12 protein-coding genes are annotated in these 13,380 nt (G+C 72.0%); 5 read left to right on the top strand and 7 right to left on the bottom strand.

What is annotated here, in order from left to right; translation table 11 throughout:
- The 6 genes from AB0G79_RS23735 to AB0G79_RS23710 all read right to left on the bottom strand — a co-directional run bounded on the left by AB0G79_RS23735 (window position 1) and on the right by AB0G79_RS23710 (window position 5,539).
- Window positions 1-345 carry a Rieske 2Fe-2S domain-containing protein gene (locus tag AB0G79_RS23735; protein WP_360809587.1) on the bottom strand — a complete coding sequence of 115 codons (345 nt, stop codon included), beginning with the start codon at window positions 343-345 and terminating at the stop codon, window positions 1-3.
- Window positions 336-1,754 (bottom strand): iron-containing redox enzyme family protein, encoded by a 1,419-nt coding sequence (locus AB0G79_RS23730; protein WP_360809585.1) that lies wholly within the window; start codon window positions 1,752-1,754, stop codon window positions 336-338. Before AB0G79_RS23730 ends, AB0G79_RS23735 begins: the two co-directional genes overlap by 10 nt.
- 65 nt (window positions 1,755-1,819) lie before the next feature.
- Window positions 1,820-2,818, bottom strand: a complete 999-nt coding sequence (locus AB0G79_RS23725; RefSeq protein ID WP_360809583.1) for a 50S ribosomal protein L11 methyltransferase — start codon at window positions 2,816-2,818, stop codon at window positions 1,820-1,822.
- A gap of 524 nt (window positions 2,819-3,342) precedes the next feature.
- Window positions 3,343-3,792, bottom strand: a complete 450-nt coding sequence (locus tag AB0G79_RS23720) for a hypothetical protein (RefSeq protein ID WP_360809581.1) — start codon at window positions 3,790-3,792, stop codon at window positions 3,343-3,345.
- A complete protein-coding gene (locus AB0G79_RS23715) occupies window positions 3,789-4,559 on the bottom strand; it encodes a 2OG-Fe(II) oxygenase (RefSeq protein WP_360809579.1) in 771 nt (256 codons plus the stop codon). Before AB0G79_RS23715 ends, AB0G79_RS23720 begins: the two co-directional genes overlap by 4 nt.
- 305 nt (window positions 4,560-4,864) lie before the next feature.
- Window positions 4,865-5,539 carry a TetR/AcrR family transcriptional regulator gene (locus tag AB0G79_RS23710; RefSeq protein ID WP_360809577.1) on the bottom strand — a complete coding sequence of 225 codons (675 nt, stop codon included), beginning with the start codon at window positions 5,537-5,539 and terminating at the stop codon, window positions 4,865-4,867.
- Window positions 5,540-5,654: 115 nt separating this feature from the next.
- Between AB0G79_RS23710 and AB0G79_RS23705 the strand changes: the two genes are divergently transcribed.
- The 4 genes from AB0G79_RS23705 (at window position 5,655) to AB0G79_RS23690 (ending at window position 11,622) form a co-directional block, all read left to right on the top strand.
- Window positions 5,655-6,275 carry an isochorismatase family protein gene (locus AB0G79_RS23705; protein WP_360809575.1) on the top strand — a complete coding sequence of 207 codons (621 nt, stop codon included), beginning with the start codon at window positions 5,655-5,657 and terminating at the stop codon, window positions 6,273-6,275.
- A gap of 220 nt (window positions 6,276-6,495) precedes the next feature.
- On the top strand, window positions 6,496-9,156 hold the full coding sequence (locus tag AB0G79_RS23700; protein WP_360809573.1) for a YfhO family protein: 2,661 nt from the start codon (window positions 6,496-6,498) through the stop codon (window positions 9,154-9,156).
- Between the two features lie 27 nt (window positions 9,157-9,183).
- Window positions 9,184-10,149 carry a glycosyltransferase family 2 protein gene (locus tag AB0G79_RS23695; protein ID WP_360809571.1) on the top strand — a complete coding sequence of 322 codons (966 nt, stop codon included), beginning with the start codon at window positions 9,184-9,186 and terminating at the stop codon, window positions 10,147-10,149.
- Between the two features lie 3 nt (window positions 10,150-10,152).
- On the top strand, window positions 10,153-11,622 hold the full coding sequence (locus AB0G79_RS23690; protein ID WP_360809569.1) for a polysialyltransferase family glycosyltransferase: 1,470 nt from the start codon (window positions 10,153-10,155) through the stop codon (window positions 11,620-11,622).
- 28 nt (window positions 11,623-11,650) lie between these two features.
- Here the strand turns inward: AB0G79_RS23690 and AB0G79_RS23685 are convergent, their stop codons facing one another.
- On the bottom strand, window positions 11,651-12,424 hold the full coding sequence (locus tag AB0G79_RS23685; RefSeq protein WP_360809567.1) for a VOC family protein: 774 nt from the start codon (window positions 12,422-12,424) through the stop codon (window positions 11,651-11,653).
- A gap of 121 nt (window positions 12,425-12,545) precedes the next feature.
- Between AB0G79_RS23685 and AB0G79_RS23680 the strand changes: the two genes are divergently transcribed.
- Window positions 12,546-13,373 carry a sulfurtransferase gene (locus AB0G79_RS23680; protein ID WP_360809565.1) on the top strand — a complete coding sequence of 276 codons (828 nt, stop codon included), beginning with the start codon at window positions 12,546-12,548 and terminating at the stop codon, window positions 13,371-13,373.
- Window positions 13,374-13,380 lie beyond the last annotated feature (7 nt).

The raw sequence follows: 13,380 nt of genomic DNA, 5'->3' as shown, positions 1-13,380 counted from the left end.
TCAGACGTCTGCGCGCAGCGCGGGGGAGAGCGGCCGGTGCTGGAGCTCGTACGAGCCCTGCCCGGGCTCCGGCAGGACGGCCGTCACCCGGTCGCCGTGGCGCACGGCCGGGATCCCCGCCCGGATCGCCTTGGTGACCGAGGTGGCGCGCTCGTGCCAGGGGCAGACGAGCCGGTTGCCGCGCCCGCCCTCCTCGAACGAGGCCAGGTTGAGCGGGCCTCCCCGGTGCGGGCACTTGGTCGCGAGCACGAACGAGCCGTGCTCGGTGCGGGCGTAGACGTAGCTGTCGTCACCGAGGACGACGCAGTTGTCGCGGCCCTCGACCGCGAAGGTGACTACAGGCATGCGCGGTAGTCCCCCACGGAGTGGATCTCGTAGACGCACTCCTCGGAATCGATGATCGCGCCGTGCAGCCGGTTGCGCTCGATGACCGTGCCCTCGCCCGCCTCCAGGATCTGGTACGACTCGAAGCCGGCGACGAACTTCATGGTTCCGGAGACGATGTGGCACAGCTCGTCGCCGTCGTGGCAGTGGGTGTTGGACAGCTCGCGGTACGGCTCCACGATGTTCGCGACCGGGGCCGTGACGCGGCCGCTGGAGATGGCGTCCCAGACGGGGGCGTGCAGCTCCTTGTTCTTCGGGCCGTCGTCCATCCACGCGATCTGCGTCGCGAAGTCGCGGTCGGCGATGTCCGAGATGAGCTGGAACTCCTCGTAGCCGCGCACGATCTCGGGGATGATCACCTCGCCGTGCTCCTCCACCAGCGGGAGGATGAGCTTCTCCAGCGCCATCTTGCCGTGGTGCAGGTCTATGCCGACGTGCTCGGTGAAGTACTCGACGTCGACGTCGGGGCCGAAGACCTCGGTGAGCAGGTCGGCGGCGCGGCGGCACCAGTCCACCAGAGCGGTCTCCGTGTAGTAGAGCGCCCCGATGTAGCGGAAGAACAGCTCGTGGTTCTTCCCCAGGTAGTGGAAGTAGTTGTTCACCATGAGGCTGCTGTTCAGGTAGTACTGCCAGTAGTGGTGAACGTCCGTGCGCAGGCCGACGGACTCCATGGTCCGCTCGAAGAGGTGGCTGTGCTTGGTGTCGTGGACGCCGTAGCCGTACTCGTCGATGATGATCTTGAACCACTCGGACTGCGCGGCACCGTAGTAGCCGAGGACGTTGCGCAGCATCGGCGAGGCTTCCGAGAGGAAGTCCGGCGCGAACTGGATGAGCCACATCTTCGCGGCGCGGACCGGGTCCGCCGACTTCTTGATCGCGGTCTCGGAGAGCGAGGGCTGCGTGAGGTCCTTGTCCTGGAGCGCCCGCAGGTACGTCTCCAGGTCGGCCTTGGTCCACTGACCGGAGACCTCGACCTCCTCGTCGAGGAAGCCGAAGGCGAACTTCTCCAGGGACGGCCGGATGATCTCACCGAGCACACGGTTGCTCGGGTTGTAGTACGCCTTGAAGTCGTTCCACTTCTCCTTGAGGCCGCCCTTGGGGAGGAACATCAGGTCGGCTTCGTAGATGCTGGTGAGAATGCGCTGCGCGGCGAGTCCCTCGTAATGCAGGATTTCCTTGCGCGGAAGGACGCGGCTGAAATCGAGATAGGGGAGGACCTGCGGCCGCAGTTGCCGGTGGTACGGGTTGTCGTCGTTCTCCCATTCCTCGTTGTCGAGGTAAATGGGATTCGTCGCGTACTGGACGACGTATTCCTTGAGCTGCTCCGGGGTCAGCTCGAACGGCTTGTGGGCCGGAAGGGCGTGGCTCATTCCTCACCTTTTTCGAGATGTGCGGCATTTCGAGTCGTGCGGAATTGCGGTGGTGCGGGGCGTTGTCAGGCGACCGTGAACCGGCCGTCCTGCCAGCGCAGTTCGAGCGCGAGGTCCTGGCCCTCGACGACCGGGATCGGCGTGTCGAACGGGATGAACGCCTGCATCCAGTGCGAGCTGACGTTGTCCGGCGCGTTGCGCAGGGTCACGCCGGCGCCCAGGTCCATCTCGAACCAGGCGGCGATCCCGTGGGCGGTGCCGTCCGCGGTCACCGGCAGGTCCACCTTCGTGCCGCCGTCGTCGAGTGAGCCGTCGACGAAGTCGTACGCGACGAGTTCCGTGGTGGCGGAGAGCGTCGTGTGGGGCCAGGTGTGCAGGCGGACCGGGAAGTGGCCGACCGTGGACATCGCGTTGATCAGGCCGATGTCGAAGCCCGCGGCCCGGTCGGCGCGGTTGAGGTTGGCGATCACGGGACTCTGCACGAGCGTGCCGTAGACCCGTGCCGACGGCGGCATCAGTACGCCGCCGGGGGCGAGCAGATGGGCGCGGGCGTGCCGCATCGTGGGCATGATGCCCTCGCCGATCAGGCCGCAGTCGACGATCTCGGAGACGATCACGTCGGCCGGCCGTTCCAGGTCGCGCCCGACGACCAGGTCCGACGACATGCGCGGGACGACCTGGATGACGTCGGACAGCCCGTGCGAGGCGACGACCTGGGTGGCGATCTCCGCCATGACCGGGTTGGCCTCGCAGCTGATGACCCGGGCGGCCCCGGCGCGGGCGGCGAGCATGGCGAGCAGCCCGGTGCCGGCGCCGATGTCGAGGACGTGGTCGCCGGGTTTGACCTGGCGCTCGATCGCGGTGGCCAGGGCTTCGTTCCGCTCGATGTCGTTGAGCATCGCGAAGTGCCAGCGCGGTACGAGGTTCTGGGCCAGGGAGCCCGCGAGGCGCCCGGCCGAGGGAGAGTGCTCGGTCACGGCGGCGACGGTCTCGCCGATCGCGGTCGACATCCGGGCGACTTCCGCCGCGCTCGCCCGAAGGGAGGCGAGCAGCAGCCTGTTCATGTCGAGCGGCGCGGTGCCGACAGGGAGGATGTCATCGAATTTGTTTACGGTGCCGACAGGCTCCGACTGGTCTGCAATCTTGCTTTGCACGGCCTTCCCTCATTTAGGAATCCAGTGGCGCGAATAGATGTGTAGCGAGTGATTCGCTCACCATGCAAAGACGCGGAAAAGGAAGCCCGAGAAGACTCGAGAAACCTTTGCTTTTCCGCGCTACCCCCGTTTCGAAGCCAGAGTAGATCACACGGCCGATCACTGGACAAGGGTTCTGCGTGGCGCACTGATGGGTGGACGTGGGCTTTCTCATTGGTGTCTGTAGGCGGCATGGAATTGCACGTACCGGACGGTTTGCGAACGGTGGCGCAATTGGGACCTTCTCCCGCCCGGATTCCGCTTTTCACCTTGCGTGACGGTGAATGGGTGGTTCCGGCCGTCCGCGCGGCGTGGCGATCACGGAGTGCTGTCATGCGCATGACTTACAGGCGCACGAGGCGGCGAGATCTCGCCAGGTGAGACGGGGCGGGAACTCACGCCCCGGTCACGATCCGTGGCGGGGTGGATCCCTTGGGTAACGCCTCGTTCCTCCGGTTGACGCCCCGGCCATCCGGACGATCGGGAGTAAACGGTTCGCCAACATCTGGTTCCCGCAGGTCGGCCCCGCCCGCGCCCTCACCGCCGGTGCCGCCCGCCGCGGTTCCGTTCTTCCACCGCGCGTACGGCTCCGGCAGGCAGACGGCGCACGGCCGGAACCCCGCCGCCACGGCCACGCCCTCGTCCGGGAAGAACACCCGGTGCCGGACGTATCCGCCGGCCGCGATGGCCCGCAGCGCCGAACGGCAGTCCAGGAGCCCGTAGATGCGGGTCCGGCCGCGGCGGTATCCGCCCAGCGTCCCCGGCGTCGCGCTGCGGTACGGCAGGCCGTCCCGGCCCAGCAGCGTCCAGCGGGATCTCCCCGGAGGCTCCGCCCCGCCGCTCACTCGGCATCGTGGAAGACCAGGCCGAGCGCGTGCCGCAGCCCGGACCTCACCGTACTGACGCCGTGCCGCACCGGCCCCTGCGACCAGCCCCGCACCGAACGCACCGGCCGGTCCCGGGTCGTGAACACGAGTCCGTGACCCTGCGCCAGGGTGACCGTCGTGCCCCGGGACTGCGCCCGCGGCCGCTGCTCGACGAGGAGGAACTCGCCGCCCGTGTAGTCGACGCCCGGCTCGTCGAGGCCGATGACCACCTGGAGCGGGAAGACGAGGTCCCCGTACAGGTCCCGGTGGAGCGCGTTCCAGTCGCCCTCGCGGTAGCGGAGCAGGATCGCCGTGGACCGGTTCTGGCCGGCCGCGTGGCACATGGCCGTCCACTCCTCCAGCGTGTCCGGCCAGGGTGCGGGCCGGCGCAGCCGCTCGGCCCACTCCCGCGCCACGGGCAGCAGCCGTGGGTAGAGCGCCTCGCGCAGCTCGGCGACGAGCTCGGGGTAGGGGCGGCCGAAGTACCGGTACTGGCCGGAGCCGAAGCGGTGGCGGGCCATGTCGACGGTGGAACGGAAGAGTCCGGCGTCCTCGTACAGCTCGCTGATCGATCGGCACTGCTCCGGCGTGAGCAGGGGAGGGGTCAGCGCACAGCCGTGGAGGTCGAGCTCGTCGCCGAGCCGCTGCCAGTCGGCCGAGCCGACCCGCTCGGCCGGGGTGCGCCGGTCGGCCACGTAGTACGCGAGGGCTGTCTCCTGCGGATCGCCCGCTGGTCGGACCGTCATGGGCCCACCGCCTTTCTTGCCGGTGGGCGGCGCGTGCGAGGGAAGGTCGCCGCCCTCGATCACCCTGCTCTCCGCCCCGCGCCCGTGCTGGCGGATTTCGGACGTCAAGTCGGAGAGGGCCACGGCCGGGGCGTTGCGGCTCCGAGCGCGCGGCGGTCCCGACGGGCGTGAAGGCTCCGGGCGGGCGGGGGTCGGGCGGCCCCGACGGGCGTGACGGCTCCGGGCGGGCGGCGGCTCCGAGGGCGTGGCGGCCGGGCGGGCGGCCCCGCGGAAGCGTCACGCCTCCGGGCGGCCCCGCGGGAGCGTCACGCCTCCGGGCTCGCGGTCCCCGTCAGCCCGGCCAGCGCCTCCGCGTCGACCGCCGTCGTCCCCGTGAGCGTGCCGAGCAGTGTCTGCGCCAGGACCGTCGCCGTACCGATCCTGCCGTCCTCCCGCTCGTCGCCCGTGGCCTTGCCGATCACCGCGTCCCGTACCGCCCGCGAGATCCCGGCGTCCCCGAAGAGCTCCGGGAACGACAGCGCCATCATGCAGACGCCCACGTTGGCGGAGAGGATCGCCTGCCCGGCGAGCTCGGGCGCCATGCGCAGCCGCCCGGCGTCGCGGCAGCGCTCCACCGCCGCCAGGAGGATCGCCTGTGCCTCGACGATCGCCCGCGGCTTCGCGTCGCCGGTGGGCGTGACCATCAGGCGGTAGAGGTACGGGTTGCGGAGCGCGAAGGCGACGTGGCTGTCCCAGGCCGTGGCCAGGTCCGCCACGGGGTCCTCGGTGAGGGGGTTGCGCCGCTTGGCCTCGAGGAAGCGCGCGAAACCGATGTCGGCGACCGCCGTGAGCAGGCCCTGCTTGTCGCCGAACTGCCGGTAGATCTCCGGCATGCCGACCTTGGCGAGGTCGCAGATGGCCCGGGTCGAGATCGCCAGGGCGTCCTTCGTCGCGAGCAGTTCCTCGGTGGCTTCCAGGATGCGCTCTCGTGCCGTCGACATGGTCCCCACGATAACAGCGCTCACAGCATCTCGTTATCGATGATTACGGATCGTGTTAGCGTGTGAATCACCCGGGGGTCCCCGGACCCTCCGCCGACCATCGAGAGGAACCGTCATGACCGCGTCCACCACCCTGCGCGACCTCAGCGGCCTGCCCCAGGGACTGCCCCGCCTGAGCGAGTCGGTCCTGCTCCTGATCGACTTCCAGAACACCTACCGGACCGGCGTCATGGAGCTCGACGGCGCCGAGGAGGCCCTCGCCGCCGGCGCCCGCCTCCTCGCCGCCGCCCGCGCCGCCGGAGCGCCCGTCGTGCACGTCATGAACGACGGCGGCGAGGGCACCCCGTACGACATCCGCGCCGAGATCGGCGCCATCAGCGCCGAAGTGGCCCCGGTCGAGGGCGAGAAGGTCGTCGTCAAGGGGTTCCCCAACGCCTTCCACGCCACGGACCTGAAGGAAGTCCTCAAGGGGCTCGGCGCCGAGGGCGGCTCGCTGGTCATCGCCGGGTTCATGACCCACATGTGCGTCCTCTTCACCGCACAGGGCGCCTTCAACCTCGGCTACCGCCCGACCGTGGTCGCCGAGGCCACCGCCACCCGCTCCCTCAGGGCGCCCGACGGCAACGTCGTCCCCTCGGAGGCCCTCCAGGCCGCGAGCCTGACGACGGTCTCCGACCTCTTCGGCACGGTCGCGCGCACGGTCGACGAGCTCGTGGCGCTGGTCCCCACCCCCTGATCAGCGCAAACCGCGTTGGCGGCACCGGGAGTTCACCCGGGATGTACCGGAAAACCGCCTGGAGAACGCCTCCGGGTCGCCCGCCTCGGCGGTAATGGCGGTCGGCCCGGCGGTCGTCGTACGACATCACCCGACACCACCCGACAGCGCATGGCATCGCACGACATCGCAGGACGGGAAACGGGCCCTCCCTTCTGTCCCACGCATTTCTGGAGGACGTGTGCCCCCCGCCGCCGAGACCGTGCTCGACGACGTCGACGGCGAGGAGGCGGGGGGCGATTCCGGAAGCCGCCCGGCCTCCCGGGCCCGGAACCCGGCCGTGGTCGCGCCCCTCGCCGCCGCCGTCCTCACCTCCGCGCTGCTCTGCCTCGCGACGGCGCTCTCCCGCACGTACCCCTTCGGGCCCGTCACGAGGAACATCGTCGACCTCGGCCAGCAGTACCTGCCCTTCCACGCCTACTGGCGCGCCTTCCTCCTCGGTGACACCCACGGCGACGCCTTCCTCAACTGGAACTCCGGCTTCGGCGCCAACTTCCTCGGCGACATCGGCACGTACCTGAGCAGCCCCTTCGACCTGCTCGTCGTCCTCTTCCCCGCGGACCGGATCGAGCTCGCCCTCTACGTCGTCACCGTCGCCAAGACCGCCGCCGCCGGAGCCGCCGCCGCGCTCCTCCTGCTCAGGCTGCGGCCCGGCCCCCGGCCGCTCGCCGCCGTGCTCGGCAGTGCGTACGCGCTCTGCGGCTGGACCCTCAACTTCGGCGCGACCGTCCCGATGTGGCTCGACGGCCTCGTCGCGTTCCCGCTCCTCTGCCTCGTGGGGGAGTGGGCCCGTACCGCCCGCCGCCCGGTCCTCGGCCCCCTCGTCGTGGCCCTGGCCTGGACCGCGAACTTCTACACCGCCTACATGGCCACCCTCGGCGCCGCCGTCTTCCTCGCCGTCCGCCTCCTCGCGACGGAGGAGGCCGCGCCCGCACGGCACCGGATCGCCGGAGCGCTCCGCGCCGCCCGCTCCGTCCTCATCGGCATCGGCCTCGCCGCACCGCTCGTCACCGTCGTCTTCCTCGGCACCAGGACCGCCGACCCGACCCCGGAGACCGCCTTCGCCCGCGCGCCCTGGACGGACCTCGTCGCCCGCTTCCTGCCGGCCACCGCGAGCACCGACAGCCCCGCCCTCTTCATCGGCACGCCCGCCCTCGCCCTCGCCCTGACCCTCCCCTTCAACCGGGCCGTCGCCGCGCGCGTACGGATCGGGTGGACGGCCGCGATCGTGCTGGTCACGCTCTCGCTCCAGTGGGAGCCCACCCATCTGCTCTGGCACGCGGGCGCCTCGCCGAACGGCATCCCGTACCGCCAGAGCTTCGTGCTCTGCGGCCTCCTGCTGATGGCCGCCTGGCTCTCCGTCGCCCGGGGCGTGCCCCGGCCGGGCGCGCTCCTCGCCGCCGGCGCGCTGCTCGCGTCGGGGGCGTGGGTGGGCCGGGGAAGTCCCGAGACCGACGCGTGGACCTTCCCGGCGTTCCTGACCGCGGCCGGACTGACCCTCGCCGCCGCGTTCCTCGCCGTACGGGCCACGCCGCGATCCGCACCGCGATCCACGCCGCGATCCACGCCCCGATCCTCCCGGTACGGCTCCCGCCTGCTTCCCGCCCTCGCCGTCATCCTCTTCGTCGCCGCCCAAACCGGCGAGACCGTCGTGACGGCGAAGCGGATCGAGGAGCGGCAGCGCGACGACGTCGCCTGGTCCCCGCGGATCGGCCCGTGGCACGCCGACGCGGCCCGCGAGGTCGCGCGCGCCGACGCGTGGCCGCGCCACCGGACGGACCCCGGTGAGCTGCCCGGCGGCAACGAGCCCCTGCTCGTCGGCGGCCAGGGCGCCGAGTACTACAGCAGCCTCACCGCCAAGGTGACCGCGTCGACCCTCACCTCCCTCGGCTTCGGCTACTACGCGAAGGGCCGCCACCCGGTCACCCTCGACAACCCCGTGACCGACGCCCTCTTCTCCGTCGGCACCCGTCTGCGCTCCGAACCCACCGAATACGTACGGAAGGACGCCCCGCCCCGGGCCGCGGTCACCGCCACCACGACCCCCGTCCCGCCCCTCGTGACCGTCCGCCCCCGCGCGGAGCGCGATCCGAGGCCCCGGGACTCCGCCTTCGTCCGGCAGGAACTCCTGCTCGGCGCCTCGGTGTACGAGCTGCCGCCGGCGGCCCGCCGCACCACCACGGCGGGCGCCACCCTCGCCGCCCGCTGCCCCGCGGGCTCCGAAGTCTGGTTCTGGGCGCCGGACTTCAAGGGCTCGGCGACCCTCGCGGGCTACGGCTTCGTCGACTTCGACGGCCGCCCGCCCGCCGTCAGCGCACCGATGCGGAGCCTCGGTCACGTCCCCGCCACCGGCGAGGTCCGGATCGACCTGACGGCCGAGACCCGGATCAGGCTGCCCCGACAGCCCGTCGGCTGCCTCGTGGAGGAACGGCTGGACTCCGCCGTGCAGCGGCTCACCGCCACCGGCGCCACCCGCGTCGAGACCGGCGGCCACACGCTCACGGCCCAACTGCCCCCGGGCAGCGCGGGCCTGGCCGTCCTCGCCGTCCCCCGCATCTCCGGATGGCGCTGCGCCGCGGGCGACGCGCCCCTCGCACCCGCCGCCGCCTACCAGGGACTCGTCGCCGTCCCGCTCAACGGCCGCGACACCGAGGTCCGTTGCGCGTTCCGGCCCCCGGGCCTCCGTCTCGGAGCGGCCGTCGGAGGAGCCGCGCTCCTCGCCCTGACCCTGGTCGGATACGCGGGTTTCCGCCGGGGACGACAAGAGTTCACCCGGAGTGCACCCGCGGATCGTTCACGCGGAAAAACGGGCGACTACTCTGCCCGCCGTAGCGGCGTTTAATTGTTCGATTCAGTGTGGGGATTCCGAGTGCCAAAACTGTCCGTCGTCGTCCCGTTCCACAATGTCGGGCCCTACGCGCCCGACACCCTGCGCAGTCTCGCGAACAACGCGGACCCGGAATTCGAATTCCTCCTGGTCGACGACTGCTCGACGGACGACACCCCGGAAATCCTCGACCACTGGCGCGACCGGCTGCCGAACGCCACCGTCATCCGGCACGAGACCAACCTCGGCGTCGCCCAGGCGCGCAACACCGGCATCGACGCGGCGCGCGGCGAGTACCTCACCTTCCTCGACGGCGACGACTGGTACGCCCCCGGCCACCTCAGGGCCGCCGTCACCGGGATCTCCGAGCTCGGCTGCGACTTCGCCCGCACCGACCACGTCCTCGCCGAGGGCCGCAAGCGGCAGGTCAAGTACGCCCCCGCCCGGGTCCGCGACGCCGTGATGGACCCCCGGGACGGCATCTCCCCGGCCAGCATGGTGACGATGGTCGACTACCCCTTCGTCCCCTTCGGAATCTACAGCGGAAAGCTCTTCGAAAACGGGGAATCGCGATTCGAGACCTCCCTCCGCACCGCCGAGGACCGTCTCTGGATCTGGCGCCTCCACCTGAAGGCGCGCACCTTCGCCGCGCTTTCCCTGCACGGCGTCTTCTACCGCCGCGGCGTCACCACCTCGCTCACCCAGATCTCCGACAACCGGCAGCTCGACTTCCTCTCCTCGTACGACCTGCTGCTCGACGACGTCTCCCGGGACCCCGAGGCCGACCGCTTCCTCCCGAAGGCGGTCCGCACCTACTGCGCGATGATCGCCTTCCACATGGGCAAGGCGAAGAAGTACGAGCCGGAGGTCGCCGCGCAGCTCCGCGCCGACGTCGCCGACGCGCTGCTCCGCATGCCGCAGGAGGTTCTCGACGAGACCCTCGCCACCATGGACGTCCCGCGCAGCACCCTCCTCCGGGGCCTGCGCGACACCGGAAGGACCGCCTGAACCATGGCCCCCGACACCCACCCCGCCACGGTCACGGGCCCCGTCACCTCCGCCTCGGCCACGGCACCCGACCGCCCCCGGGTCCAGATCTTCCAGGTCTCCACCCTCTACGGCGCCGCCACCCTCGCCGCCGCGCTCGACGCCGGACAGTTCGGCCCCCGCGACGAGGCCCGCAGGCTCCTCCTGATCTCGCACAACGCCGAGATCCCCGAGACCTCGCTGCGCCTGCGGTCCATGACCGGGTACGACCGGATCGCCACCCGCTTCGACGGCGTCCTCGACTGGAACGAGACGATCCACCCGTACCACCCGGCCACCTGGGCGCCCCGCCCCGAGGAGACCCCGCTCTGGCAGCGCGTGCTGCGGACCGCCTGGGGCCTCGGCACCGCCCGCGTCGAGCTGGTCGTCGAGTCCATCCAGGTCAACCCGGCCAAGGCGCTCTGCGCGGTCCTCCCCGAGAGCACGGTCCACGTGTACGCGGACGGGCTCATGAGCTACGGACCGACCCGCTCCGACCTCGCCCAGTCGATCGGCATCCGCATCCGCCGGGTGCTCCACCTCGATCTGGTGCCGGGCCTGCGCCCGCTGCTCCTCAGCGAGTACGGGGTCGAGCCCGAACTCGTACCCGACGACGCCTTCCGCGCCGTGCTCGCCGAGATCGCCGAGGCCGCGCGGGCTGCGGAGACCCAGGACTCCCCCCTCGCGCGGGCGGCCGCCGCCGGCCCCACGGCGCTCCTCCTCGGCCAGTACCTGGCCGCGCTGGGCCTGCTCACCGCCGAGGAGGAAGAGGAGCTGCACCTCCGGATGCTCCGGGGGGCCGCCGGTGCGGGACACCGCTCGATCGTCTTCAAGCCGCACCCGACCGCGCCCGTGCGCTACTTCGAGGCGCTGGACGAGGAGGCCGAGGCGCTCGGCGTACGGCTCACGGTCCTGGACGGCCCGCTGCTCGCCGAGACCTTCTACGAGCGCTGCCGGCCGCGGCTGGTCGTCGGCTGCTTCTCCACGGCGATGCTCACCGCCGCCGTCTACTACGGCATCCCGATCGCCCGCGTCGGCACGGTCGAGGTCCTCGAACGGCTCACCCCCTTCGAGAACAGCAACCGCATCCCGCTCACCGTCGTCGACCACCTCGTCGCCGACCTGGAGGAGGGCCGGGAACCGGCCGTCCCCGGCGCGGCCCCCGCCTCGCTCGCGCCGCTCGTCCGGGCGGTCGGCTACTGCATGCGGCACAAGAGCCACCCGGGACTCCGCGAGGAGGCCGCGCTCTTCCTCGCGGAACACGTCACGGACCCGGGCATCGCGCACCACTTCACGCCCCTGCGGCTCAGGCAGCTGGACCTGCCGGGCCTGCCGGACCCGGAACCGGCGCCGGAGCCGGAACCCCGGCACGAGCCCGTCCCCGACCCGGTGACAGCGGCGCCCGCGCCCGCCCCCCGCTTCCTCCGCACGCTGGCGAGGGCCCGCAGGAACTGAGCGGGAACTGAGCGGGAACGGAGACGGACTACCGGCCGGTGGACCTGACCAGGGTGAACACCGCCCCCTCCGGATCCGCCACCAGGGCGAGCCGCCCGGCCGTGCCCTCCCGGGGCGGCCGGAGCACCTGGCCGCCGAGCTCGGCGACGAGCAGGGCCGCCCGGTCGGTGTCGGCGACCTCGAAGTACGTCATCCAGTGCGCGCCCCGGTCCCGGGGCAGCTCGTTGCCGACGCCGTGCAGCGAGGCGACCGGGCGCCCGCCGAGGTGGAGCGTGGCGTAGTCGAGGTCGGCGGAGACGACGGGCTCCACCTCGTAACCGAAGACCGACCGGTAGAACTTGCCGACCGAGGAGGTCTCGTACGTGAGGAGCTCGTTCCACACGGGGGTCCCCGGCGGTCCCGCGGTCGCCGTGCCGTGGTGGGCCTCCGCCTCCCAGACGCCGAAGACCGCGCCGGACGGGTCGGAGCAGATGACGAGCCGCCCCGCCTCGCCCGCGTCGAGCGGGCCCACCGCGACGGTGCCGCCGCAGCAGCGGATGGTCTCGGCCGTCTCGTCGGCGTCGTCGGTGGCCAGGTAGGTGGTCCAGGCGATGGGCAGGTTCCGGTCCGGCGGCAGCTGGCCGATGCCGGCCACCTCGCGGCCGTCGAGCAGGGCACGCACGTACGGGCCGAGCTGCTGGGGACCGGGGACGAAGTCCCAGTCGAAGAGGGCGTTGTAGAACTCCCGCGTCGGTTCGAGTCCGTGCACCATCAGACTCACCCAGCAGGGTGTGCCGGGTGTGCGCCGAGTGGCCTCGGTCATCGTCTACACGCTCCTTGGCAGTGGCGCGTTCTCGCGGTTCTCGCGGCTCCCGCGGCTCACTCGGGAGTGAGGCACCGGTCCGTACCCCCGCGACCGCGCCGGCTGCGCGAGGATGGCACCCATGAAGCCCATCATCTCCGCAAGCGAACTCCTCAGCGAGTCGGCGGGCGACCGGCCGCCCGTCGTCCTGGACGTCCGGTGGACGCTCGCAGGCCCTCCCGGACGGCCGCTGTACGAGGCCGGCCACATCCCCGGAGCCGTCTACGTCGACCTGGACGAGGAGCTCGCGGGCCCGCCCGGGACCGGTGGACGCCACCCGCTGCCCGACGTGGCGGCCTTCGGCGCGGCGATGCGCCGTGCGGGCGTCTCGGCGGACCGGCCGGTCGTCGTCTACGACGGCGGCCTCGGCTGGGGCGCGGCCCGCGCCTGGTGGCTGCTGCGCTGGGCGGGCCACCCGGACGTGCGGGTCCTGGACGGCGGCCTCGCCGCCTGGACGGGCGAGCTCTCCGAGAAGACCCCCGAGCCCGAGCCGGGCGACTTCCGACCGGAGCCGGGGGCCCTCGGCCTCCTCGACGCCGACGCGGCGGCGGAGCTGGCCCGGACCGGGCTCCTCCTGGACGCCCGCGCGGGCGAGCGCTACCGGGGTGACGTGGAGCCGATCGACCGGGTGGGCGGGCACATCCCCGGCGCGGTCTCGGCCCCCACGACGGAGAACGTCGACGCGGACGGCCGCTTCCTCCCGGCGGAAGCCCTCCGCGCCCGCTTCACCGCCCTCGGCGCGACCGACGCCGCACCGGTGGCCGTGTACTGCGGCTCGGGCGTCTCCGGCGCCCACGAGGTCCTGGCCCTGACCCTCGCCGGCATCCCGGCAGCCCTCTACGCCGGCTCCTGGTCGGAATGGTCCTCGGACCCCACCCGCCCGGTGGCGACGGGCCCGGACCCGCGGTAGGCACGGC

It is taken from the genome of Streptomyces sp. NPDC020807 (genome assembly GCF_040641575.1).
Taxonomy (GTDB): domain Bacteria; phylum Actinomycetota; class Actinomycetes; order Streptomycetales; family Streptomycetaceae; genus Streptomyces.
Note: the sequence above shows the minus strand (reverse complement) of the source record. Positions and strands in the feature narration are given on the sequence as shown.

Bases quoted from the DNA above. Each gene is read 5' to 3' on its own strand.
- AB0G79_RS23735 (WP_360809587.1), bottom strand. From the start codon at position 345: ATGCCTGTAGTCACCTTCGCGGTCGAGGGCCGCGACAACTGCGTCGTC.
- AB0G79_RS23730 (WP_360809585.1), bottom strand. From the start codon at position 1,754: ATGAGCCACGCCCTTCCGGCCCACAAGCCGTTCGAGCTGACCCCGGAG.
- AB0G79_RS23725 (WP_360809583.1), bottom strand. From the start codon at position 2,818: ATGAACAGGCTGCTGCTCGCCTCCCTTCGGGCGAGCGCGGCGGAAGTC.
- AB0G79_RS23715 (WP_360809579.1), bottom strand. From the start codon at position 4,559: ATGACGGTCCGACCAGCGGGCGATCCGCAGGAGACAGCCCTCGCGTAC.
- AB0G79_RS23710 (WP_360809577.1), bottom strand. From the start codon at position 5,539: ATGTCGACGGCACGAGAGCGCATCCTGGAAGCCACCGAGGAACTGCTC.
- AB0G79_RS23705 (WP_360809575.1), top strand. From the start codon at position 5,655: ATGACCGCGTCCACCACCCTGCGCGACCTCAGCGGCCTGCCCCAGGGA.
- AB0G79_RS23690 (WP_360809569.1), top strand. From the start codon at position 10,153: ATGGCCCCCGACACCCACCCCGCCACGGTCACGGGCCCCGTCACCTCC.
- AB0G79_RS23685 (WP_360809567.1), bottom strand. From the start codon at position 12,424: ATGACCGAGGCCACTCGGCGCACACCCGGCACACCCTGCTGGGTGAGT.
- AB0G79_RS23680 (WP_360809565.1), top strand. From the start codon at position 12,546: ATGAAGCCCATCATCTCCGCAAGCGAACTCCTCAGCGAGTCGGCGGGC.